The sequence below is a fragment of the Legionella sp. PATHC035 genome (assembly GCF_026191115.1).
Classification (GTDB): Bacteria; Pseudomonadota; Gammaproteobacteria; order Legionellales; family Legionellaceae; genus Legionella.
Genome location: NZ_JAPHOT010000001.1, coordinates 934,655 through 958,002 on the forward strand (window position 1 = coordinate 934,655; position 23,348 = coordinate 958,002).

Consider the following 23,348-nt stretch of genomic DNA (forward strand, 5'->3'; position numbering starts at 1 on the left):
ATTTAAAATGGGAATGGACCCCTTATGACAAAAGTTGGTTTTCTGCAAATTGCATTTTATTTGATCTTCCTATTACTGCTAGTCAAACCATTAGGTTGGTATATGGCCCAAGTCTATCAAGGACGCCCCTGTTTATTAGATACGGTTTTAAGACCGTTTGAGCAATTGATCTACAGGATTTGTGGTATTCAAAATCAAGAAGAAATGGGATGGAAAACCTATTTATCTACCATGCTCTTTGTTAATTTGGTGGGATTACTGTTCGTTTACCTCATACAACGTATACAATTTTATCTTCCACTGAATCCTCAGGAGTTTACTTCCCCCTCGCCTGATCTTGCATTTAATACTGCGGCAAGCTTTGCCACCAATTCCAACTGGCAAGCCTACAGTGGTGAAACCACGATGAGTTACTTGACTCAAATGGTTGCACTTACCGCACAAAATTTTATCTCAGCAGCGACAGGCATGTCCTTACTCATTGCACTAATACGGGGTATCGTAAAAAATGAAAGGAACACCCTAGGAAATTTCTGGGTAGATACAGTACGTGGAATACTTTATATCTTATTGCCGTTATCTCTGATTTTTGCACTTGTTCTGTGTTCTCAGGGAGTCATTCAGAATTTTAAACCCTATCAAAAAATCAGCTTACCGTACGCCTTTACCTACAAACAGCCAATAACAGATGCCACAGGTAAAACGGTACTTGATAACCAGGGCAACCCTGAAACAACACCCGTAAAAATAACGGAACAAATCATTCCTATGGGGCCGGTAGCGTCACAAGTTGCCATCAAACAGCTGGGTACAAATGGTGGTGGTTTTTTTAATACTAACTCTGCTCATCCATTTGAAAATCCTACTCCATTGACCAATTTTCTGGAAATGGTCGCAATCTTGCTCATTCCTGCCGCTTTTTGTTTTACGTTTGGCGCTATGGCTCGCGATAAAAGGCAAGGCTGGGCTATATTAATTGCCATGTCCATTCTTTTTGTTCCATGGCTGATATTCGAAGTTGCAGTCGAGCAAGCAGGAAATCCCTCATTTCAACAAATGGGAATTAACCCTATCGTCCAAGCTGAACTTTATCCTGCCGGCAATATGGAAGGTAAGGAAACACGTTTTGGTATTGTCAACTCAGCAATTTGGGCAACCGCTACAACAGCAGCCTCTAACGGTTCAGTAAACTCCATGCTCGATTCATTTACTCCTCTGGGAGGATTAGTTCCTTTATGGATGATGCATTTAGGAGAAGTCAGCTTTGGCGGCGTTGGCTCCGGACTATATGGCATGTTAATGATGGTTATTCTCACTGTATTTATTGCAGGACTTATGGTGGGCAGAACCCCTGAGTATTTAGGTAAAAAAATTGAGCCTTTTGAGATGAAAATGGCCTCCATCGCTGTTTTAATTATGCCTTTAATTGTCCTCATTACAACAGCCTATGCTGCAGTAACCTCGGCTGGAAGAAGCTCCATAGCCAACCCTGGGGCACATGGCTTTACAGAAATACTTTATGCATTTACGTCTATGGGAAATAATAATGGGAGTGCTTTTGCGGGATTGGATGCCAATACCCCTTTTTATAATATTATCGGTGGCGTGCTGATGTTGATCAGTCGATATTGGCTTGCTATTCCGGCACTTGCAATTGCAGGCTCGCTCGTTAGAAAAAAAAGAATTCCTAGCAGTTTGGGCACATTAGCCACTCATACCCCCCTTTTTATTACTTTACTGGTTTGTATTGTCATTGTTATCGGCGCACTGTCCTTTTTACCAGCGCTTGCTCTTGGTCCTATTGTGGAGCATTTGATGCTTTGGGGGAAATATGGCCACTAAATCACATTCTATTTGGGATTTTAGGATTATTAGAGGCGCTCTACTGGATTCGTTTTTAAAATTAGCCCCTCACAACCAAATAAAAAACCCGGTCATGTTTACCGTTTACGTGAGTTCAATTTTCACCACCCTTCTTTTTATACAAGCACTGATCGGGCATGGAGAGGCTGCGCCGTGGTTTATTCTAGCTGTTAGTTTATGGCTTTGGTTTACACTCCTGTTTGCTAATTTTGCAGAAGCTATAGCAGAAGGTCGAGGCAAGGCACAGGCAGAAGAGTTACGTCGCGCACGACAAGAAATTCAGGCTAAAAAATTAGCAAAAGCATCTAAAAGTGCAAAATTCACGATCATTCCGTCCGTGCAATTGCGTGCAGGGGATTTGGTTTTGGTTGAAGCAGGTGATTTTATTCCCAGTGATGGAGAGATTATTGAAGGAATTGCCTCAGTTAATGAGAGTGCCATTACCGGTGAGAGCGCCCCAGTAATTCGCGAAAGCGGCGGGGATCGAAGTGCTGTAACTGGAGGTACTCAAATTATCTCAGATTGGCTTATTATCCGTATTACCTCTAATCCGGGTGAAACCTTCTTGGATCGAATGATTATTCTAGTAGAAGGCGCTAAAAGACAAAAAACACCCAATGAACTGGCATTAACGATCTTACTGGCTGCATTAACTATCGTGTTCTTGGTCGTTTGTAGTACCCTGCTCTCTTTTTCAATGTTTAGTGTGGCTGTCACTAAAGCAGGTTCAGCAATTTCAATCACAGTCCTTGTCGCTCTTTTTGTTTGTTTGGCACCAACAACAATTGGCGGGCTCCTCTCAGCAATTGGTATTTCCGGCATGGATCGCATGATTCAAGCCAATGTCATTGCCTTATCTGGACGCGCGGTTGAAGCGGCTGGAGATATTGACGTTTTATTGCTGGATAAAACCGGAACGATTACATTAGGTAACCGACAGGCAACCGAATTTATTCCCGCAGAAGGCGTCGATGTCAAGGATTTAGCTGACGCAGCTCAACTCGCTTCTCTTGCTGATGAAACACCCGAAGGTCGAAGTATTGTCATTCTTGCCAAAAGAAAATATAAGTTACGTGGCAGAGCACTTTCCCAACTCGATGCAACGTTTATTCCCTTTACAGCTCAAACCCGTATGAGTGGTGCAAATCTTGGAGCCCGGCAAATTCGTAAAGGTTCCTCCGAAGCCATTGAAGAATACATCAAGGAGCTGGGGGGTTACGTTCCTGAGAATGTGAAAACGAATGTGGAAATTATTTCACGCCAAGGAAGTACAGCCCTGGTTGTGGCAGAAGGAAAAAATGTCTTGGGAATTGTTCGCCTTAAAGACATCATTAAGGGAGGAATACATGAACGATTTGCCCAACTAAGACAAATGGGGATTAAAACCATCATGGTGACCGGCGATAATCCGCTAACGGCAGCCTCAATCGCCGGTGAAGCAGGAGTAGATGATTTTCTAGCCAATGCAAAACCCGAAGATAAACTTAAATTGATTCGTGACTTACAAGCTCAAGGCCATTTGGTAGCAATGACCGGTGATGGGACCAACGATGCACCAGCACTGGCACAGGCCGACGTTGCGGTAGCCATGAATTCAGGAACTCAAGCTGCAAAAGAAGCCGGTAATTTGGTTGATCTGGATTCAAATCCAACCAAGTTAATTGAAGTAGTTGAAATAGGTAAGCAATTACTCATGACGCGTGGCGCCCTAACGACTTTTAGCATTGCGAATGACATTGCCAAATATTTTGCCATCTTACCTGCTGCATTTGCCAGTACTTATCCCGCCCTGAGTGTACTGAATATCATGCACCTTGAAACGCCACAAACTGCAGTGCTTTCTACAGTAATTTTTAATGCGCTTATCATTATGTTCCTCATCCCTTTAGCTTTACATGGAGTAAAATACCGCCGACTTCCTGCGGCACAACTCCTCAGAAATAATGTAATTATCTATGGGTTAGGTGGATTAATCGTCCCTTTTATCGGCATTAAAATGATTGATTTGCTCCTAACAGTGTTGGGTTTAACAGGATAAAAAAATGGTTCTAGAAGCTCTAAAACGGATAAAAACAGCCTTAATCTTTCTACTTCTCTTTTCAATTCTGACTGGCTTAATTTACCCAGCACTGGTTACTGCATTAGCTCAGCTATTTTTCCCTTATCAGGCAAATGGCAGTTTGTTATGGAATAATGGCCATCCAATTGGCTCGGCACTTATTGGACAATATTTTGATGCACCGCATTATTTTTGGGGACGCCCTTCCGCCACTACCCCATTTCCCTATAATGCAACGAATTCTTCGGGTTCAAATATGGGACCTTCTAATCCCGAATTTTTGGATACGGTAAAAAAACGAATCGCTGCACTTCGGCAATATAATTTGACGGATCAAAATGAGACCAGACCATTAGTACCAGTAGATTTAGTTACAGCATCTGCTAGTGGATTGGATCCTGAAATAAGTCCGCTTGCAGCCTTATACCAGATTCCTCGTATTGCCAAAGCACGCCATATTTCAGAACAAGAAATTCAAAAATTAGTAAATCAGTTAATAAAAAAACGTACCCTGCATCTTTTAGGAGAGCCACGAATCAATGTGTTGGAGCTTAATTTAGCTCTGGATCATCTAAGGACAACAACATGACCGACAAACGCCCTGATCCTAATGCATTACTACAACAGGTATTAGAAGAAGAACAACAAAAGCAACGTGGTAAACTCAAAATTTATCTTGGTGCCGCACCGGGAGTTGGAAAGACACATTCTATGCTTCATGAAGCGATGCAAGAACAAGCTAAGGGATTAGATATCGTAGTCGGTATTGTCGAGTCTCATGGACGGATTGAAATTGAGGAAATACTTAAAAATTTCGTCATCTTACCTAAAGTAACCATTGATTATCATGGAAAAAAATTACAAGAATTTGATTTGGACGCCGCCCTGAAAAGAAATCCAGGATTAATTCTGATGGATGAAATGGCACATACCAATGTGAGTGGTGTACGGCATAAAAAACGTTGGCAAGATATTAAAGAACTATTAGACCGAGGAATTGATGTGTGCACCACCCTCAATGTTCAGCACATAGAAAGCCTCAATGATGATGTCTCACAAATCATTCATGCCCCTGTTCAAGAGACAGTCCCGGATGCAATGATAGAAAGGGCGAATACGATTGAGTTAGTTGACTTAGCCCCAGAAGATTTATTAAAACGCCTCTCCGAAGGTAAAGTCTACGTCCCCAAACAAGCCCGTCTCGCTGCAGAGTTTTATTTTCGCAAAGGGAATCTAATGGCTTTACGCGAATTGGCATTACGCACTCTAGCAAAGCGGGTGAATACGCAAGTGCTTTTATACAGACAAGGTCAAGGTATTAAACACATTTGGCCCATTATGGAAAAGATACTCGTTTGCGTGGGACCAGGTCCTGAGTCACATAAATTGATTCGCGCAGCCAAAAGAATGGCGACCAGTCTGCAAGCGGATTGGATTGCGGTATATGTAGATTCCACGCGAATTCAATTATCTAGAACACAACGTAATCAAGCCATAAAGAATTTATTTTTTGCAGAACAATTAGGTGCTGAAACTCATATTTTAATGGCTTATGACCTTGTTAAAGAAATCATCAATTTTTCTCGTGATCAAAATGTCACCCTCATTATGATCTGTAAACAAATTCGTACTCGATGGAGAAATTTTTTCTTTCGCAGTTTGGCCGATGAAATTTTACGCTATAGTGGTGAAATTGATGTCTATACCATGACTATAGCATCAAAGAAATCAAAGGGTAAAAACCTTCTCAAACCAAAGACCCCCTGGTTCTCTTACCTTTTATCGACCAGCATTGTCGCGGTCACGACACTAATTAATTATTTGATTTATCCTCTGGTCAACGAAACCAGTTTAACTCTGGTTTATTTAATAGGAATGATTTGCATTGCATTATTAGGACGTACAGGGCCTGCGATTTCAGGAATTATTCTCAGCATTCTCATCTATGATTATGTGTTTATTCCACCCTATTACAGCTTTTCGATGGCACAATCTGATTATTTCTTCACTTTGATTATGATGCTCATCATGGCGATCATTATTTGCCAGTTAACTTTAGTCACCCGCCGTCAAACAGAAATTACACGGCTTGCAGAATATCAAACCTCTGCCTTATATACCCTAAGTCGGCGATTATCGAGAACACGGGGGATAGTCAGATTACTGAGAACAGGGGTTAATTATATTTCAGAAATTTTTCATTGCGAGATTATCGCGTTGTTACCAAAAAATGGAAAACTCGTTATTCAAGCAAGCGCCAAATCACATCAAGAATTGGATGAAAAAGAGTACAGTATTGCTCAATGGGTGTTTGAATTAGGACAAAAAGCAGGATGGGGAACTGATACCCTCTCCTTTTCTAATGCCTTATTTATTCCGTTACTGGGTGCACGGGGTACCATGGGCGTTTTAAGGGTCCAACCCACCAAGAATAATGATTGTACAACACCTGAAAAAATACAGCTTCTGGAATCATGCGCCAATCAAATTGCACTGGCTATAGAGGTAGATAGTTTGCAAGAAGAACAAAATAAGTCAGGTAATACTTCTGTTTAACTACCCAGATTGCCATGTGTGCTGAACTCACCACCAATCTCCCCGTATCAGATTTTGCCAAATTCTGATCCTGACTCTGGAAAATTATTCTAAATTACAATAGGATAATTAATATTTAGGTAAAAAGGACTTACCCATGATGATCGCAACCTTACTGGCACCAGGTAATGAAACCCGAGTAGCCATTACCCCTAACTCAGCGAAGCACTTTATTAAATCAGGCTTTGAAGTCGCTATAGAAAAAAATGCCGGCGTCGCTTCACGTTTTAGCGATCAGGATTATGAACAAGTTGGCGTATCGATTCAGAGTAAAAAAAGCATATTAGAAAAAACCAACATTCTGCTTTGCATTAATGAACCAGATCCCAAAGAGCTGGAGGGTTTATCCGCAGGCGCCCTAGTCATAGGACATATCGATAATGAACCAGAAAGTAAATTAATCACCTGGTGCAAGGAAAGACAAATTAGCTTATTTTCAATGAACTTGATACCACGCATCAGTCGCGCCCAAAGCATGGATAGTCTTTCCTCACAAGCAAATTTAGCAGGCTATAGAGCGGTCTTAGAGGCATGTACCCAGTTTCATCGTGCAATTCCCATGATGATGACGGCTGCAGGAATGATTCAGCCAGCTAAAGTACTTATTCTGGGCGCTGGAGTCGCAGGCTTACAGGCAATAGCAACAGCCAAACGTTTGGGTGCCGTAGTTTATGCGTTTGACGTTCGGCGTGCAGCAAAGGAACAAGTTGAAAGTTTAGGGGCAGAATTTATTGAAGTAAGTCAGGATCAAGACAGTGAAACCAAGGGAGGATATGCTTCCGAAATGAGTGAAGAATATAAAAAACTTCAAGCAGAACTGATTGATCAATACGCGAAATTAGTAGATATCATCATTTCCACAGCCTTAATCCCTGGTAGAAAAGCGCCTATTTTATTGTATAAAAAAACAATAGAACAGATGAAACCCGGTTCGGTTGTTGTAGATCTTGCAACCTCACGAGGTGGTAATTGTGAGGTGAGTGTCCCTGATAAAACAATAAAGCATGGAGAAGTGACTGTGATTGGTTTAAGTAACATGGCCGGCTTGGTTCCAGCCACTGCAAGTGAGCTATATGCCAATAATCTGGTACATTTAGTAAACCTCCTAGCACAAAACCCACCCGAAATTACGTTAAATCCTAATGATGAAATCATTCAGCAAGCAGTACTTTGCCATCAGAATCAATATCTACCCTTCCAGGTAATCAAGGAGAAACAAAATGCATGAGATGAACTCCCTAGGAAATCCATACATTGCCATACTGACCATTTTCGTTTTGGCCTGCTTTGTTGGATATTATGTGGTTTGGAAAGTCACCCCAGCCCTCCATACACCGTTAATGTCAGTAACCAATGCCATATCCAGTATTATTGTTTTAGGAGCACTCATTGCTGCAGGAACTCAGCTAACAGGGAGAATCACTTGGATAGGCGGCCTAGCAATATTTATCACCTCAATTAATATTTTTGGTGGATTTGTGGTAACACAACGCATGTTGCGTATGTATAAAAAATAATGACAAGCATTATAACCATTTACCACTCTTTTAAAACCGTGGGGAAAAGTCACAATTTGATCCTAGATGGAACCAATCTGGCTTTTCGATGAACCGTAGTGAATCGTTACAATAATAAGGATGATTTCTCATGACAACCCTGGTCCCTTTATTTTACCTATTATCTGCCGTGTGTTTTATACTGGCGCTAAAAGGCTTAGCCAGTCCCGCATCGGCAAGAAGAGGAAATCTTTTGGGTATTGCCGGCATGATTATTGCGGTAGGTTCTACCTTGATGATGCCAACAACATACCATCAGCCCCTACTCATTAGTTTAATCATCGCCGGAGGCATAATAGGTACTTTCATTGCCTTCAAAATCAACATGACGGCGATACCGCAGCTCGTCGCAGCATTCCACTCATTAGTTGGTATGGCCGCAGTCTTAGTTGCTTTCTGCGCGTTCTTATCCCCTACCTCTTTTCATATTGGCGTTCCAGGAGCGATTGCCAAAGCAAGCCTTATCGAAATGAGTCTTGGTTTAATTATAGGTGCCATCACTTTTTCAGGTTCAGTCATTGCTTTTCTCAAATTGCAGGGCATTATGTCGGGTGTCCCCATTAAACTCTTAGGTCACAATACAATTAATCTGATTACCGCGGTAGTCATCCTTGTTTTATTTGCCTTATTTTTAATTAATCAGACACTAACGTTGTTTAGTGTCATGGCAGGGCTCGCATTTTTACTGGGGGTATTACTCATTATCCCTATTGGTGGTGCAGACATGCCCGTCGTCATTTCTATGCTTAACTCTTACTCAGGATGGGCAGCCGCAGGTATTGGATTTACACTAAGCAACCATTTGCTTGTCATTACTGGAGCTTTGGTCGGTGCAAGCGGAGCCATTCTGAGCTATATCATGTGTGTTGGCATGAACCGATCCATTTTTAATGTCATTTTTGGAGGTATCCAGTCATCAGGGAGTCACTCACAAGCAAATGCAACAAATGAATCACGAACAGTACGTCAAGGTAATGGCGAAGATGCAGCATTTCTATTAAGCAATGCTAAAGATGTAATTATTGTTCCTGGATATGGTATGGCCGTAGCGCATGCGCAACATGCAGTTAAAGAATTAGTTGATGCCTTAGAACGTCGCAATATCAGAGTCCGCTTTGCAATCCACCCAGTTGCTGGTCGTATGCCTGGACATATGAATGTGTTACTTGCTGAAGCCAATATTCCTTATGATAGAGTATTTGAACAAAGTGAAATTAACCGTGATTTTACAAGTTGTGATGTAGCATATGTTATTGGGGCAAATGACATCACTAATCCGGCAGCAAAAACAGATCCGGGCTCGCCAATTTATGGCATGCCAGTCTTGGAAGTGGAGAAAGCTAGAAACGTATTATTTGTCAAAAGAAGTTTGGCCCCAGGCTATGCCGGTGTCGAAAACGATTTATTTTATCATGATAATACGTACATGCTTTTTGGAGATGCTAAAGCGATGACTGAGTCGATTGCTAAGGCTTTGGAAGCATTATAAAAAAGCCCACAAAATCTTCTGCACATCGCCTGAAAAGCCCCGAGAAATCCTCAAAAATTACAATCAATTTTCCTACGTACCGCGCTTGATGCGCGGTATCCATGAGACTTTGTAGCGCTTTTAGAATTTTTATCCTTTATGGAGCTATGGATACTACGTAGGTATTTTTGAAAAAAATTTTAGCAGTTAGTTGTCAATAATTTATCCAACGTTTGCCATGCATAGAAAATACGGGTATCTTAGGTCGTTTACAATTATGGAGTTATATAATGCTACAAAAATTTGGACTTGGCTTACTGTGTGTCGCCGCGTCTTTAAGTACAAACGTGAATGCAGTGGAAAGTTTGCCGGCTAAGACTATGGGAGCCACAATTGAATACATATTGCAAAGCAATGTTCCCGAACCAGTGGCTAATTTTTTTATGTGGACGATAGAAGCTGAATGTAAAATTGTGTCTGAAGATCCAAGTAATGATATTTTATTTGTAGCTCTAGCAAAAAAAGGAAAAGTCAATAACATGGATTTAATTGCGGGACAATCTTTACGGATTACTGTTCACCCGAATGACATTGTGAAATTAAGCGCAGACTCAGGTGCACGAGTTGATATCACTAATTTTGGGCCACACACAGTTAAAGCAATTTGTACAGCTTAATGAAATTTTTAATTCTAATATAGCGTCGCAACGCTCGGGATGGCGAGGGAAGCGCCCTTCCCTAATGTTCCCGAGTTGCATGAAATTTAATTTTAGGATACCGCTCTTCAGCCATTGTTAAATTAACACGGGTTGGAGCAAGATACATCAATGCATCGCTTCCGTCCAAAGCCAAATAATCATGCGCTTTTGTTCGGAATTCACTCATTGCTTTATCATCATCAGAGTAAACCCAGCGAGCGCAGGCTACATTCACATTTTCATAAATACAATCCACTTTATATTCATGTTTTAAACGATGCGCTACTACGTCAAATTGCAACACCCCCACTGCTCCCAGAATTAACTGATTACTATTTAATGGTCGAAATACTTGGGTTGCACCCTCTTCCGATAACTCGATTAAACCTTTTAATAAAGCCTTACTCTTTAAAGGGTCTTTTAAACGCACTAACCGAAACAATTCAGGTGCAAAATTGGGAATACCAGTAAATTTGAGTTGCTCCCCTTGAGTAAAGGTATCACCTATTCGAATTGTTCCATGATTATGCAGACCAATAATATCGCCAGGCAAAGCAACTTCTGTGTGTGAACGATCACCTGCCATAAAAGTTAAAGCATTAGCAATTTGGACTTCTTTGCCAATACGCAGGTGATTGATTTTCATTCCTTTTCGATAAGCTCCAGAGCAAATTCGTAAAAAAGCAATCCTATCCCGATGTTTTGGATCCATATTAGCCTGGATTTTAAACACAAATCCGGTAAAAGCATCTTCATTAGCAGATACAATACGCTCTTGGGCTGTCCGAGGTTGTGGACCTGGAGCATAACGTACGTAGTCATCCAACAACTCTTTGATACCAAAATTATTAATTGCAGAACCAAAATAAACGGGTGTCATTTTACCCGCTAAATAATCCTCTAAATTGAATTCATGTGAAGCCCCCTTCACTAAATCAATTTCCTCACGTAATTCTTGGGCGCTTTCCCCCAAGAGCTCATCCAGTTGAGGGTTGTCCAAACCCTTAATTTGCATTGCCTCTTGCTTTTGGGCGTTTTTACCGGGTTGATAGAGATAAACAATGTCTTCATATCGATGATAGATGCCTTTAAAACGTTTTCCCATACCTACAGGCCAGGTCACTGGTGCACATTGAATACCTAACACAGATTCAACTTCATCCAACAAATCAATAGGATCACGACCCTCGCGGTCCAATTTATTAATAAAGGTCATAATTGGTGTATCACGCAAACGACATACTTCCATTAATTTAACCGTTCGCTCCTCGACCCCTTTAGCTACGTCAATAACCATAAGCGCTGAATCTACTGCGGTCAGAGTACGGTAAGTATCTTCAGAAAAGTCCTCATGCCCAGGGGTATCTAACAAGTTCATCACATGCTGATTGTGTACAAACTGCATCACTGAGGTAGTGATTGAAATACCACGCTCTTTTTCCATCTCCATCCAATCTGAGGTCGCATGCCGATCGGCTTTACGTCCTTTTACAGTTCCTGCCAATTGAATTGCACCTCCGAACAACAGTAATTTCTCGGTTACTGTTGTTTTACCTGCATCAGGGTGAGAGATAATTGCAAAGGTTCGTCGTGTATTAAAATCCTGATAAAAATCGGACATGAAGTTCTCTAAATCAATATAATGTTAATGTATGTAGTGAATTTTAAGACATTCCTGAACAAATACAAGACGAAGCCGTTGTTTCTTGGTAAACACCGCTCGAAAAAGGGAGATTACCCTCATAAAACGGGATTTGAATAGTCTTTAGCTCATAAAAACGCTATGATTAAAGAGGATTATGAAATCGGTGAACTGTATGTCTACTTACACTCATCAATGCAGCACACAGTTACATCATCCCGAGCGCTGTGCTCTGAATGTCGGGACTATAGCCACCTAAGATCACTCAATAAAATGTATAGGAGATAAGTGTTCATTATGAAACGTTGCCCTTGGGTTGGTACTGGCAAACCTTATTATGAAGAGTATCATGATAAGGAATGGGGTGTTCCCGTACACGATGATCAAAAACACTTTGAAATGCTTATTCTTGAAGGAGCACAAGCAGGTTTGAGCTGGGAAACAATACTCAAACGGCGGGAAGCCTACCGAACAGCATTCAAACAGTTTGACCCTCATGCTGTAGCAAATATGAGTGACGAGGAATTAAATAGCTTAATCAACGATTCGGGGATTATTCGCAATCGTCTTAAAATTTTTTCGGCGCGCAAAAATGCGATCGTGTTTCTCAAGATCGTCCAAGAATTTAGAGCTTTTGACAACTATATTTGGCAATTTGTGAATGGAAGTCCGAAAATAAATTACCCTAAAACACTACAAGAAGTCCCTGCCCGTACAGCTGAATCCGACGCGTTATCCAAAGATTTGAAAAAAAGAGGAATGAGTTTTGTCGGTTCAACGATTATGTATGCCCACATGCAAGCAGTAGGTCTGGTGGATGATCATCTTGTCGATTGTTTTTGCAAAAATCGAAACCATGGTTCATAAAATCTGTTATTTTAAGCCTAAATGAAGGGGGGAATCCCGGGTTTCAATGCTTTTTGAGCGAGCAATTTCAAGATTTAACCAGTAAGGATTCAGTAGTGACTGTAACCCCTCGGCCTGAAGAGAGACCAAAGCGCCTCCTCGAAGGCACTGCGCCAGAACTTCGAGACAGCGCAGCGGCTCTTCACCACGGACTCAAAAGAATTTTCAAATATGCCTCAGCGCTTGGTTTCACCCAGATTAAGATGCAATTTTTTTCAAAATTTCCTCAATAGGTAAACCCATGACATTATAATAAGAACCTTTTATTTCTTTAACAAACGTGTCATAAACATTTTGAATACCGTACCCTCCCGCTTTATCAAAAGGATCTCCTGAATCAACATAATTTTGAATTTGTTGCTCTGTAAGCGAGTGGAATGTAATGCGGGTTGTTACGCAATCAACCCACCACTTTTGTTCGGGTAGAAAAATTAATGCATAACCGGTATAGACCTCATGGGAGCTGCCGCTGAGCATACGCAGCATTCTATAAGCATCTTCAGGATCACGAGGCTTTTCTAAAATATGGTTCTGATAAGCCACCGTAGTATCGGCCGCCAGAATAAAATCTGCTGCACCTACTTCAACCTGAGACAAAATAGTTTGCGCTTTTTCTCTGGCCAGTCGAGTTACATATATTTTAGCTTCCTCATCTTTTTGCAGAACTTCTTCAATATTGGCAGGCATAACAACAGCAGCCAATCCGTGCTCTTGCAATATTTGCAATCGTCTTGGAGAGGCGCTGGCTAAGATGAGTTTTAATGGATGCTTAGGATTCATGAGTTTTTGTTTCTAAAAATAGGATTAGATGAATTATCAATCCCTATTTAATTCCATGCAAGATTGACGCGTGATACTTTAAATGATCTTCGATAAAACTAGCGATAAAATAATAGCTGTGATCATAATGCTCATGCATTCTTAGTTTTAGTTCGACTCCAGCCTTCAAGCACGCTGCCTGAAATAATTCGGGTTTGAGTTGCTCCTTTAAATAAGGATCCTGTGAACCCTGATCTAGGAGAATGGCTTGATGTGGCCATCCTTTCGCTAAGATGAGTTCGCAAGCATCATATTCTTTCCACTGCTCTTTATCGTCTCCCAGATATCCTGTGAATGCTTTTTGACCCCATGGACATTGTGATGGGGCACAAATAGGTGCGAATGCCGAAACCGAACGATACTGCTTGGGATAAGTTAATGCCAAAATAAGCGCACCATGCCCTCCCATTGAATGGCCAAAGATACCACATGCTTGATGATCAAGCGGGAAATGGTATTGCAGTAGATGGGGTAATTCTTCATGGACATAAGTGAACATTTTATAATATTTTGACCAGGGAGATTGTGTGGCATCCACATAAAATCCGGCACCCATACCAAAATCATAACTCTCCTGATCGCCCGGCAAATTATCTCCGCGAGGACTTGTATCCGGAACAACTAATGCTAAACCTAATTGGGCAGCAATCCGTTGCGCCCCCGCTTTCGTAATAAAATTTTGCTCCGTACAGGTTAGTCCGGAAAGCCAATACACTACGGGTACGCTTTGTTTCCGTGCCTGAGGTGGTAAAAAAAGGCCAAAACGCATAGTGCAATCGGTTGAATCGGCTTGATGGGCATAAACCCGCTGAATACCCTCAAAACAGTAATGTTCCTCAATGAGTTCAATAGCCATTTAATTTACTCCCTGAAACAGGATTTTAAAAAGTGAGCACTGTGCGGATTGATTGACCAATTTGCATTAAATCAAATGCTTGATTAATCTGCTCGACCGGGAGAACTTGGGTAATTAAATCATCTACATTGATCTTACCATCCATGTACCAATCAACAATTTTAGGTACATCAGTACGTCCACGTGCACCACCAAATGCAGATCCCTTCCATACTCTGCCCGTGATCAACTGGAAAGGTCTAGTAGAAATCTCTTGACCCGCTCCTGCAACCCCAACCACAGTGCAAACGCCCCACCCTTTATGGCAACACTCCAATGCCTGGCGCATCAGTTTTACATTCCCGACGCACTCAAAACTGTAATCAGCGCCCCCTTTAGTCAGCTCAACAAGATAGGCAACCAGATCGTCGCTGATTTCCGAAGGATTCACAAAATCGGTCATTCCCATTTTTTCTGCCAAAACCCTTCGTTGAGGATTAATGTCCACCCCGACAATCTGTTCGGCTCCTACCATACGAGCACCCTGGATCACATTAAGCCCGATACCTCCTAAACCAAAAACAACAACTCGAGAACCTGGCGTCACTTTTGCAGTATAAATCACAGCCCCCAGACCTGTAGTTACGCCACAGCCGATGTAACAGACCTTGTCAAAAGGAGCATCTTTACGAATTGCCGCAACAGCAATTTCAGGCAATACAATATAATTAGCAAACGTTGATGTCCCCATGTAATGGAATATTTTTTTTCCATTAAGGCTGAAACGACTTGTTCCATCAGGCATCACCCCTTGACCTTGCGTTGTTCGAATGGCCTGACACAGGTTAGTTTTTTGGGAAAGACAGTATTCACATTGACGGCATTCAGGGGTATATAAGGGGATCACATGATCGCCTGGCTTCACGGAAGTCACTCCCTCGCCGACATCCACAATAATACCGGCACCCTCATGCCCTAAAATGACTGGGAAAAGACCTTCAGGATCATGACCAGATAAAGTAAATGCATCGGTATGGCAAACACCTGTAGCCTTAATTTCAACAAGCACCTCGCCCTTTTTGGGGCCTTCCAATTCAACCGTTTCAATCACTAATGGCTTCCCAGCCTCATAAGCTACTGCTGCCTTTACTTGCATCAAACCTCCGGTAATGAAAAAAACATCAACTAAAGCAATCCCTTCATTAAATTGAAAAAAGATCGATTTAAATAAGATAATGTAAATGCAGATGTTCGCTTTAGCAATGAAAAGTGTCGCTTTACTACAACTTATCAATTCGCATTTTTTTCTGTTTAGTATTATTTTATACTTAGAGACTAAAGTAACGCTAAAAAGCTTAAATAAATCTCAATTCATAGGGTACTGGAGTATGATCATTCATAGCGAATTTAAGCCTGCTTGGTGGTTAACCAATGCGCATGGACAAACCCTGTATCGAACATTAACTCATCGCATGAATGCCTTTGTTGACTCCTATGAGCGGCTTGAATTGCCTGATGGCGATTTTATTGATTTAGCCTGGAAAGTGAATGGATTAAACGAGGATGCTCCATTGATAATTTTGTTGCATGGATTGGGAGGCAATGAGAATTCAGCTTATGTTTCAACCTTATTCAACGCATTCAATCAATCAGGTTATCGAGCGGTTTTGATGAACTTTCGTGGTGCAAGTGGCGAACCAAACCGTTTACCCCGTTTTTATCATGGTGGCGATACTGCAGATTTGGCTTTTTTGCTCCAAGTAATAAAACGGAGAGAGCCCACAACAAAAAAAGGGGTAGTGGGTATTTCTTTAGGTGGCAATGTGCTCCTTAAATGGTTAGGGGAAACAGGGGCTCAATCTCTAATTGATGTTGCTGTTGCAGTTTCTGTACCGTTTCAATCGCAAAACGTGGTTGAAAGAATAAATAAAGGATTCTCTCGTGTGTATCAGAACCATTTATTAAAAAAATTGCGTCGGGTTTTCCTCCAAAAATTGGATGTTGTTAATGACCAATTGCCGCTGTCTCAACAAAAACTTTATTCAATAAAAACTCTCTATGAATTTGATGAACAAATAACTGCTCCATTACACGGATTTGCTAGCGCAAGTGACTATTATCTAAAATCCAGTTCGCGGCAGTATCTATCTCAAATCAAAACCCCTACTTTAATTATTCATGCTTTGGATGATCCTTTTATGACATCAGACATTCTTCCAACCTCCAAGGAGTTATCCTCCGATATTCTCTTAGAATTAAGTCAACATGGAGGCCATGTAGGATTTATCGGTGAGAGAGGACAACATTGGCTGGAGCAACGCATCCCTAATTTTTTAATGGATTACTTTCCGCACCCTTCTTATCTACGTGAATTTGAAAAGATTAATTCATGACGTGCTGCTTAAAAAGCGAACACCCAGCATTCACGACTCATAAAACTAACACGCTTTGTTCCCCCTATTTATTTGATGAAACGGGCACTTATCCAGTTCGACTTTAGATTGCAAGACCAAATTTAGACCATTGTGTTCTATACTTAAAAAAGGAGTTTTTTTAGAGCCTAGATGATGATTAGAACAAAAATAATTAAGAGTGAGCGCTTACTTAAAATCTATGCACGCAATTACTTGTCTTTGGCCCATAATCGCGCTGATCTGGAATACTTTAAAGAATCTAAAGTGCGAATATTTTTTAGAGAATCAGAGGAAAAAATGCTGGCAGGTTTTTGCATCAATTCAGGTCCTAACTATCGTACATTTCTTCCCTTAAATCCATCTCAATTAAAGAAACTCTATCATGCTCATCGCTTTGATCGAAAGAAACCTCATGAAATTACATGCCTTTGGATTGAAAAAAAATCACAACATGCCACATGGATCATATTTCTTTATTTCATATTATTTCTAGATGTGCTGTGCCTGCGTCCAGGCCCCCTTATTTTTGGAACGCATGGGAAAAATATTAGCACCTTTTTTTCCATACCGTTTCCTAAAACTATTTTCAATCAAAAGTTATTTGTACCGACAAAAGGAGAGGAATGCGATTTTTGGATTAGAAAAGGCTCTAAATTGCAATTCCTAAAAGGTTTTATGGTCCTTGCAACCATCAGATTTTTTGGGGGGAATAAAACTTTAGCTCGATTTCGCTTGTGGCTTGATAAAAAAAAACAAGTTAAACAAAGTTCCTGAGCAATAGCATGGAGAGTTGTATGAGTAGTATGAAAAGAGAATATTCTTCTTTGAGACAATTGGCGTTATATGGAGGGTCTCCCATTCGCCAAAAACCATGGCCTACCTATGACAAAGGAAATGTCCTCATTGATGAGGAAGACACTGAACTTATCTTAGATGTAATTAAAAGTAAACGATTGTTTCGCTATGATAATCGTGAAATCAAGGATACTAAAGTAGGACAATTCGAAGAGGGACTGAAGGAATACTTTAAGTGTGAATTTGCACTGGCTGTAAGTTCAGGAACTGCCGCAATTTCATTACCCCTTATGGCTCTTGATCTACCTGATGATTCATTAGTGGGATGTCCTGCCTATTCATTTACAGCAACACCGAGTGCCATTATCCAAGCAAAATTAAAACCACTACTTATCGAAGTCGATCGCGATCTCCATATGGATCTTAACGATCTTGATAAAAAAATTGGTCGCCTGCAAGCATTAGTCGTGGTTCATATGAGAGGATTTCCCGCCCCACTCCCGCAAATTATGGAAATCGCCAATAAACATGGTGTGCCTATTATTGAGGATGCGGTTCCTAGTCTTGGCTGTAAATTAAAAAATAAATATTTGGGTACCTATGGTTTAGCTGGGGCATTTAGCACTCAATCAGATAAATCATTGAACACTGGGGAAGGGGGATTTATCTTAACCAGCAACAAAGACCTCTATCTAAAATGTGTGATTTTATCAGGCGCTTATGAGCGTCTTTATGAAAAGCATTTTTCCGAAGCACCTTGTACCATTGATTTTACCAGGTTGCCGTTATTTAATTTTCGCTTGGATGAACTCCGTGGTGCACTTGGAGTATCCCAATTAAAAAAATTAAATAAACGACTTGACTTGTTGTCACAAAATTATGCGTATGTCATTCAAGGCATAAGCCCTTTAACCTGTTTACGACCTCGTGCTACCTGGGATAAAACGGTATTGCCTCTCGGCGATAATCTGCTTTTGGGGATAGAGGGGTCGAGCGAAGACTGTTGTTGGTTTGCCGAAGCACTTACAGCAGAAGGGATCGACACGAAAGCGCTTGGTGATCTCAATAAAGTCAATGTGCGAAGATTTTGGGACTGGGCCTATTTATTCAAGGATGTCTCCAAACAAGAAATTCCCAAGCTTTATCCTAACAGTTTTAGATACATTAGTTCGTATATTGATATTGCGCTATCACCCACCCTAGGAAAAGAAGATTTGGATCAACTGATAACTGCTATCAAAAAGGTGCATGACCATTATGAACTCAAAAAATGATTTGAATCATTGTGTTGCTTTAGTTACAGGGGGAAATGGAGGATTAGGACTCGCCATGGCATGTGCTTTGCAGCAAGCAGGCGCACAAGTTATCATTTGTGGCCGAGATCAGGAAAAATTAAAACAAGCCCAAAAACACCACTTAATTCCCCTAACAATGGATGTGAGTTCAGAGGCCAGCATTCATGCTGGCTTTAAAACCATTGAGGAACAATTTAAAAGATTGGATATCTTGATTAACAACGCAGGTATCTATGAAGACCAGCATCTTTCAGCTCTTTCTCTGAGCCATTGGGAACATCTCATACGTACCAATCTTACTTCCGTATTTCTTTGTTCTCAAAGTGCGGCTCGTTTCATGAAACCACAACATCGTGGAAAAATTATTAATGTGGGTTCTATGTACTCACTATTTGGACATCCTAATTCGATTGGATATGCCACAACAAAAACAGGGATTTTAGGTCTTACGCGATCGCTTGCATTAGAACTTGGTCCCTGGAATATTCAGGTAAATGCCATTTTGCCCGGTTGGTTTGAAACTGCAATTAATGGCTCCTTACCACAAACAACTCGCGGCGAAGAAATTAGGAAGAAAACACCCCTCGGTAAATGGGGAAAGCCCCAGGATATTGGGCCTTTAGCGGTTTTTCTTTCTTCAAACGACTCAGATTTTATCACCGGAGCCACGATCCCCATTGATGGAGGATACTCCGTTTCTGATCGAACAATTTGGTGATGCTCACGGAGGTGTCTCAATCCAGAACGGCGTGAGGCTGCACTATCAATAAGAAACACATCTTGTCATCCAAAAATGGGCACCAAACTGTTCAATCGGTAATTTCCTTTTATTATAAATCACTTACGTGGAGAAAATAAAAATTCGGGCTCCAATTTAAGCGGCTCATTTTGATCTTGATGATAAGAAAATAACATCGACGAATTCTTCATACTTAACGATGGTGATTCTTGAAATAAATAATCAAATCGTTGATGTGAAAAATCAATCCCCCTTACATTGGTCCTTAATGATTTGAAAATATTAAGATCATCTATATCACTTTCTGTTTTTCTTTTTGGAAGTAGTGCATTGTGTTTGTCCAATAATGCCAAAACAATTTCGTTCTCCGTCGCATATTCCATCTTTAATTTTTCGCATCGATACCTGCCATTTCCATGATATATGCATTCTACACTTGCCCATTCACGCTCGGGACAATCAATATGTCCACAGATCACTACGCTATCCCCAGGGGCTAAGTCTTGCTCATTAGCATCAAGTCCCATTGTTTCTGTATCTATGCTTTCCTCTTTGAGAGCTATAGGCTCAGCAAGAAAGTCTTCATTGTAGACCTCCAAAAACTCATGCTTTATTTCACTTTCCGTCATTGCTTTGGGTAAACCAAAACCGCGGTATTTATGATCGCCCATCACCATCGAGTGCAGCCCACTCCCATTTTTAGATGGATCAAACAAGGTAGCCGTCCTGTATTCAGGGAAATTGTTGAGAAAGAGCCAATCTCCGGGGATTAACTCCTCTTGTGTTAAATCAAATCGATAAGGAAGTATTTCTTTTAAATCATCTGCAAAATGTCCAGATAAAAACATAGCATCTGCAATGATGAGGGGCTTTCGTGCAAAAAGAAGATCAAAATTCTCTGCACCCACCGTATCTAATAACGCCTTATATTGAATAGAGAGCATCCAACTATGACATTCAAGTACCACAAGATGAGAACCAGCAAAAATTGAGTTGATGGCATCAGAGGGACGCTGTCCATTTTTTAATATAAAAAAACCATTTTGCCTATCCGGCTTATACCAATAATGTTGATCGAGCTGCAAATAATTTTCTTTTTGTGTTGGATATCGATAATGCTCTGCTTCTAAATGAAATTTATCCGTATCCATGAGCTTTATTGCATTATATCGAAACAATAATTCGGCATTAAATCGTTTATACGATTTAAAAAAACGAAGGCTATTTACCATTTTTAAGAGGATCTCTCTTTTTAAGGGATCAGCCTCTTCCTTGGTTAAAGCCAATCTTCTGATTTCCAATTCTGAGACCATTTTTTCTGGGGAAGACCCAAATTTTGTGAGATTAGTGACATATAGTTGCATTAGAAAACTACTGTCGTTAAAAAACTTTTCATAGGTTTGAATGATCTGGAATCGTCCAAAATCCTCAATGAGTTCCTGAAGATTACGAAAAACAATTTTCTTCTTATGGTTCAATATCATATCAAACCGACGTTCATTGCCTGCGATTGCAGATCTTAATTCATCAGATTTAAAATCGTGAGTGATCTCAACATACTTTTTATTTTGGTAAAAAAAGAACACGAGCATGATGTAAAAGCATATCGTAGGGAGGTCACCTATTGTTACATCTATCACCCAAATTGTAAATATTAGTTACATCAGGGGTTATTAATTCACTATTTGAGAAGAGTAAGAACAACTTTTTTAAAGGAATTAAGCAAAGCGAAAGTCCCGACATCAACGAGTTGTTGCCCTATTTTGCCACGCCAATGCGTTCGATCCAGTTTCCAACCTATAAAGAAAGCAGAAACAATCAGTAACAATGTAGGTACATGAAAACGAGTTAGTTTGCTTTGGGCAAAATAATCTTGATGTTCAGCTACTTTGTTGCTCTGGGATCGCAACTTCTTGTCCATCAGCGCAATTTGTGCCCGAATCTGTCTTCTCGAGTTGCTCATGCTCTTCGCTCTTTTGAGAGAAATATGCTCTTGTTTTAGGAAAACTCATACTTTTTAAGTTATAGGATAAATACTGAAGCAATCCAAGTAAGAATCCCACATTCAACAGTAAAATAAGGGAGATAGATAACAGAAAACGATTAGATGCCAAAAATAAAAAATACCCTATTAAAAACATGGCGCTTAGCCACACCGTAATCAGCACCACAAACAGCATGCATAGATTCAGTAACAATGGAAAAACGCTAAGTCCCGCTAACTTTGCTTCAAGACGAATTAAAGACCATACTGTTTTAATAACGGATATTTTTGCAGTAACTAAAGCCTCTAACTGTTTAAAAACTTCCATTACTTTTTCATTAACCGAGATAATAAAAAGCCAATTCCTCCTGCGATTAAAACAGAAGTTAATGGATTGTCTTGAACTTTCTTTATTAAATGATCAGAATATTGTTTGACATTTTCTTCTACTTCATTAGCCTTGGATAATCCTTCTTCATACAGTTGATTTACCTTTTTTTTCCCTTCATTTAATAATTGGCTTGCAGCTGCCTCAAGATGGTCTCTAGAAGTATATGTCGGTTTCTCACTGGAGCTTTTCATGTCATTACTCTCCTTAGTTAACAACGTGTTCTTCACACATTTCGTGAAGCATAATATATAAATATAGTTATTGCTGGAGATAAATCAATAAATACTTTCCTTTTTATTGTGCGTTTGACTCTTTTTGGGAGGTCTAGCAGTCAATTAAATCGTGCGTCATTCGAGCCCTTTTCGAAAAATCCAAAAAGATAAAAATCCAGTTTCTTACGAGGGGGGTTTTAAAAATCCTTCAAGAATCATTTTTATCAATAATGATTATTAATTAAGTGTCATCTCCGAACCGTATCTATAAGTGAGCTGAAACATGGAAAATTACACAACTTGATTAAATTAAAAAATTATGTACGATATGAGGCCATTATCAACGGAGTCAACATGATGCCCTATCCCTTTCTCCCAAGGAATTTACTGCAACTCGAAGAGGATGTAACCATTTATTATCGCAGCAAAATCGAATACTTTACCCCAAAAGTTACTTTTAACTTTGCTCTTTTTACGGAGGTTTATCACTCGATTCAATCCTTGCCGTTGGACGACAAAAAAATTGCATTGATGGAACGCTTTCAACAGAATGTATTTGCACCAATCAATAATTTTCATCCTAAAATTTTTTACACTTTTAATTTTGCTCCTTATATTGCTCAATATAAGCCTTTGATTGAGCAATTAAACGTGCTACAAAAACAAGCGTCACACCTTTACACCCATTATTTTGATGCAGAACGCCACAGTTTTGATTGGCAAAAATTTCATACTGTTCGAACCCAAATCGAAAATTTACCTATGTCCGCAGATAAAATACAACTCATGCAGTTCTTCGAGTTTAATGTATTAAATACAATCTGCTTAGTAGAGCCTAAAGTGTTTTCCAGCTTTTCTTTCTCATCGCAATTAGCAGCAGAGGAATTGCCTCTACCAAGCCAATCTTTTCACTGAATAAAATGATTTTAGGGCACTTGTGGTGTCAGTGCCTTCAAATCAGGGTCCAGCGCCCTCATGGATAATCTTTTGCACAACCAGTAAAATAACACGCTTATTGAGCCCAAGTAATAAATTTTATTTAAGCTATTATTATTGTATCGGAAAACATAGGTGATA

22 protein-coding genes are annotated in these 23,348 nt (G+C 40.2%); 14 read left to right on the plus strand and 8 right to left on the minus strand.

The features are described 5' to 3' along the window. The first annotated feature begins 24 nt into the window (after positions 1 to 24). From kdpA to OQJ13_RS04210, 8 genes are all read left to right on the plus strand, one after another. Positions 25 to 1,842, plus strand: coding sequence for a potassium-transporting ATPase subunit KdpA (gene kdpA / locus OQJ13_RS04175; protein WP_265709387.1), 1,818 nt, complete (start codon positions 25 to 27; stop codon positions 1,840 to 1,842). Next, the gene (kdpB, locus tag OQJ13_RS04180) at positions 1,832 to 3,901 is read left to right on the plus strand and encodes a potassium-transporting ATPase subunit KdpB (protein WP_265709388.1); all 2,070 of its coding nucleotides are present in this window, start codon (positions 1,832 to 1,834) and stop codon (positions 3,899 to 3,901) included. Before kdpA ends, kdpB begins: the two co-directional genes overlap by 11 nt. Positions 3,902 to 3,905: 4 nt before the next feature. Next, on the plus strand, positions 3,906 to 4,511 hold the full coding sequence (gene kdpC / locus OQJ13_RS04185) for a potassium-transporting ATPase subunit KdpC (RefSeq protein WP_265709389.1): 606 nt from the start codon (positions 3,906 to 3,908) through the stop codon (positions 4,509 to 4,511). Further along, complete coding sequence (locus OQJ13_RS04190; RefSeq protein ID WP_265709390.1) at positions 4,508 to 6,478, plus strand: DUF4118 domain-containing protein; 1,971 nt, start codon at positions 4,508 to 4,510, stop codon at positions 6,476 to 6,478. The genes kdpC and OQJ13_RS04190 overlap by 4 nt, the downstream gene beginning before the upstream one ends. Positions 6,479 to 6,614: 136 nt before the next feature. Further along, entirely contained in the window at positions 6,615 to 7,745 is a 1,131-nt protein-coding gene (locus OQJ13_RS04195; RefSeq protein WP_265709391.1) for a Re/Si-specific NAD(P)(+) transhydrogenase subunit alpha, read from the plus strand. Then, positions 7,738 to 8,034, plus strand: coding sequence for a proton-translocating transhydrogenase family protein (locus OQJ13_RS04200; protein ID WP_265709392.1), 297 nt, complete (start codon positions 7,738 to 7,740; stop codon positions 8,032 to 8,034). The genes OQJ13_RS04195 and OQJ13_RS04200 overlap by 8 nt, the downstream gene beginning before the upstream one ends. 130 nt (positions 8,035 to 8,164) lie before the next feature. Continuing rightward, positions 8,165 to 9,562 carry an NAD(P)(+) transhydrogenase (Re/Si-specific) subunit beta gene (locus tag OQJ13_RS04205; protein ID WP_265709393.1) on the plus strand — a complete coding sequence of 466 codons (1,398 nt, stop codon included), beginning with the start codon at positions 8,165 to 8,167 and terminating at the stop codon, positions 9,560 to 9,562. Between the two features lie 269 nt (positions 9,563 to 9,831). Beyond that, positions 9,832 to 10,218 (plus strand): hypothetical protein, encoded by a 387-nt coding sequence (locus OQJ13_RS04210; RefSeq protein WP_265709394.1) that lies wholly within the window; start codon positions 9,832 to 9,834, stop codon positions 10,216 to 10,218. Positions 10,219 to 10,279: 61 nt separating this feature from the next. Here OQJ13_RS04210 and OQJ13_RS04215 read toward each other — a convergent pair whose 3' ends face one another. Further along, a complete protein-coding gene (locus OQJ13_RS04215; protein ID WP_265709395.1) occupies positions 10,280 to 11,860 on the minus strand; it encodes a peptide chain release factor 3 in 1,581 nt (526 codons plus the stop codon). A gap of 318 nt (positions 11,861 to 12,178) precedes the next feature. Between OQJ13_RS04215 and OQJ13_RS04220 the strand changes: the two genes are divergently transcribed. After that, positions 12,179 to 12,748, plus strand: coding sequence for a DNA-3-methyladenine glycosylase I (locus tag OQJ13_RS04220; protein WP_265711883.1), 570 nt, complete (start codon positions 12,179 to 12,181; stop codon positions 12,746 to 12,748). A 237-nt stretch (positions 12,749 to 12,985) separates the two neighbouring features. Here OQJ13_RS04220 and OQJ13_RS04225 read toward each other — a convergent pair whose 3' ends face one another. Genes OQJ13_RS04225 through OQJ13_RS04235 form a run of 3 tightly spaced genes read right to left on the minus strand, consistent with a single transcriptional unit; the run spans position 12,986 to position 15,597 of the window. Further along, positions 12,986 to 13,567, minus strand: a complete 582-nt coding sequence (locus tag OQJ13_RS04225) for a Maf family protein (RefSeq protein ID WP_265709396.1) — start codon at positions 13,565 to 13,567, stop codon at positions 12,986 to 12,988. Between the two features lie 43 nt (positions 13,568 to 13,610). After that, positions 13,611 to 14,462, minus strand: a complete 852-nt coding sequence (fghA, locus tag OQJ13_RS04230) for an S-formylglutathione hydrolase (protein ID WP_416209903.1) — start codon at positions 14,460 to 14,462, stop codon at positions 13,611 to 13,613. Between the two features lie 25 nt (positions 14,463 to 14,487). Then, positions 14,488 to 15,597 (minus strand): S-(hydroxymethyl)glutathione dehydrogenase/class III alcohol dehydrogenase, encoded by a 1,110-nt coding sequence (locus OQJ13_RS04235; RefSeq protein WP_265709397.1) that lies wholly within the window; start codon positions 15,595 to 15,597, stop codon positions 14,488 to 14,490. Positions 15,598 to 15,829: 232 nt separating this feature from the next. Between OQJ13_RS04235 and OQJ13_RS04240 the strand changes: the two genes are divergently transcribed. The 4 genes from OQJ13_RS04240 (at position 15,830) to OQJ13_RS04255 (ending at position 19,663) form a co-directional block, all read left to right on the plus strand. After that, positions 15,830 to 16,834: a hydrolase gene (locus OQJ13_RS04240; RefSeq protein WP_265709398.1), complete on the plus strand. Its 1,005-nt coding sequence runs from the start codon at positions 15,830 to 15,832 to the stop codon at positions 16,832 to 16,834. Between the two features lie 171 nt (positions 16,835 to 17,005). Next, complete coding sequence (locus OQJ13_RS04245) at positions 17,006 to 17,629, plus strand: hypothetical protein (protein ID WP_265709399.1); 624 nt, start codon at positions 17,006 to 17,008, stop codon at positions 17,627 to 17,629. Positions 17,630 to 17,649: 20 nt separating this feature from the next. Further along, positions 17,650 to 18,924 carry a DegT/DnrJ/EryC1/StrS family aminotransferase gene (locus OQJ13_RS04250; RefSeq protein ID WP_265709400.1) on the plus strand — a complete coding sequence of 425 codons (1,275 nt, stop codon included), beginning with the start codon at positions 17,650 to 17,652 and terminating at the stop codon, positions 18,922 to 18,924. Next, positions 18,908 to 19,663, plus strand: a complete 756-nt coding sequence (locus OQJ13_RS04255; RefSeq protein WP_265709401.1) for an SDR family NAD(P)-dependent oxidoreductase — start codon at positions 18,908 to 18,910, stop codon at positions 19,661 to 19,663. Before OQJ13_RS04250 ends, OQJ13_RS04255 begins: the two co-directional genes overlap by 17 nt. A 119-nt stretch (positions 19,664 to 19,782) precedes the next feature. Here the strand turns inward: OQJ13_RS04255 and OQJ13_RS04260 are convergent, their stop codons facing one another. The 4 genes from OQJ13_RS04260 to OQJ13_RS04275 form a co-directional block, all read right to left on the minus strand. Beyond that, positions 19,783 to 21,276, minus strand: coding sequence for a transglutaminase (locus OQJ13_RS04260; protein WP_265709403.1), 1,494 nt, complete (start codon positions 21,274 to 21,276; stop codon positions 19,783 to 19,785). A gap of 89 nt (positions 21,277 to 21,365) precedes the next feature. Beyond that, positions 21,366 to 21,593, minus strand: coding sequence for a hypothetical protein (locus tag OQJ13_RS04265; RefSeq protein ID WP_265709404.1), 228 nt, complete (start codon positions 21,591 to 21,593; stop codon positions 21,366 to 21,368). Then, positions 21,565 to 21,996, minus strand: a complete 432-nt coding sequence (locus OQJ13_RS04270; protein ID WP_265709406.1) for a hypothetical protein — start codon at positions 21,994 to 21,996, stop codon at positions 21,565 to 21,567. Before OQJ13_RS04270 ends, OQJ13_RS04265 begins: the two co-directional genes overlap by 29 nt. Continuing rightward, positions 21,996 to 22,250 (minus strand): DUF883 family protein, encoded by a 255-nt coding sequence (locus OQJ13_RS04275; RefSeq protein ID WP_265709407.1) that lies wholly within the window; start codon positions 22,248 to 22,250, stop codon positions 21,996 to 21,998. Before OQJ13_RS04275 ends, OQJ13_RS04270 begins: the two co-directional genes overlap by 1 nt. Positions 22,251 to 22,625: 375 nt before the next feature. On the opposite strand from OQJ13_RS04275, the gene OQJ13_RS04280 reads away from it, so the two are divergent. Next, positions 22,626 to 23,186, plus strand: coding sequence for a hypothetical protein (locus OQJ13_RS04280; RefSeq protein ID WP_265709408.1), 561 nt, complete (start codon positions 22,626 to 22,628; stop codon positions 23,184 to 23,186). Positions 23,187 to 23,348: the final 162 nt, after the last annotated feature.